Source organism: Streptomyces europaeiscabiei, from assembly GCF_001550375.1.
Taxonomy (GTDB): domain Bacteria; phylum Actinomycetota; class Actinomycetes; order Streptomycetales; family Streptomycetaceae; genus Streptomyces; species Streptomyces europaeiscabiei.
Genome location: NZ_LRTR01000701.1, coordinates 1 through 994 on the forward strand (window position 1 = coordinate 1; position 994 = coordinate 994).

Sequence of the window (994 nt, forward strand, 5' to 3'; positions counted from 1 at the left end):
ATCTCTCGGCCTCGGTGGCGGCGGGTGCCGGGGCGAGGACGGCGGTGGCGTGCCGGGTCCACGGGGAGTCGTCGTCGGCGTCGGGACGGGAGTGCACGGTGACGGGGCGGTGGCCCGTGGGGCCGGGGGCACCGAGGGCGATCTGGAGCTGGACGCCGACGGTGTCCGGGAGCACCAGCGGGGCTTCCAGGGTGAGGTCGTCGAGGAGGCCGCAGCCGACCTCGTCGCCGGCGCGCAGGACGAGTTCGACGAACGCCGTACCGGGCAGCAGGACGGTGCCGGACACGGTGTGGTCGGCGAGCCAGGGCTGGGCGCGGGTGGACAGGCGGCCGGTGAGCAGCACCCGGTCGTCGTCGGCGACGCGGACGACGGCGCCGAGCAGCGGGTGCCCGGTTCCGGTCAGTCCGGCGCCGGTGACGTCGGCGGTGGTGAGGGCGGGCGGCAGCCAGTAACGGTCCCGGGTGAAGGCGTAGGTGGGCAGGGCGATGCGTGGGTCGGCCGGGTCGGCGCCCAGCAGCGCGTCGAGGTCGACGCGGACGCCGTGCACATGGGCGGCGGCGACGGCGGCGAGCAGGGTGCCGCGTTCGGGACGGTCCTTGCGCAGCAGCGGCACGCAGACCCGGTCGGTGGTGTCGTCGGGCAGGCAGGAGCGGGTGAGCGCGGTGAGGGTGGCGTCGGGGCCGAGTTCGAGGTAGCGGGTGACGCCGTGGGCGGCGAGCCAGCCGACGCCGTCGGCGAAGCGGACCGTGTGGCGCAGGTGGCGCACCCAGTAGTCGGCGGAGGCCAGTTCCTCGGCGGTGGCGGGGCCGCCGGTGAGGTTGGAGACGACGGTGAGGCGCGGCGGATGCGCGGTGACGCTCTCGGCGACGGTACGGAAGTCGTCCAGGGCGGCGTCCATGCGCGCCGAGTGGAAGGCGTGCGAGACGCGCAGCCCGCGGGTGGTCCGGCTGCGGGCGGCGAGTTCGGCGGCGACGGCCTCGACGGCGGCGGTGTC

The 994-nt window shown here is 76.3% G+C and carries 1 protein-coding gene; it reads right to left on the minus strand.

The features are described from left to right. On the minus strand, positions 1-994 hold a 994-nt coding region (locus AWZ10_RS34855; RefSeq protein WP_159058458.1), incomplete at both ends, for an acyltransferase domain-containing protein.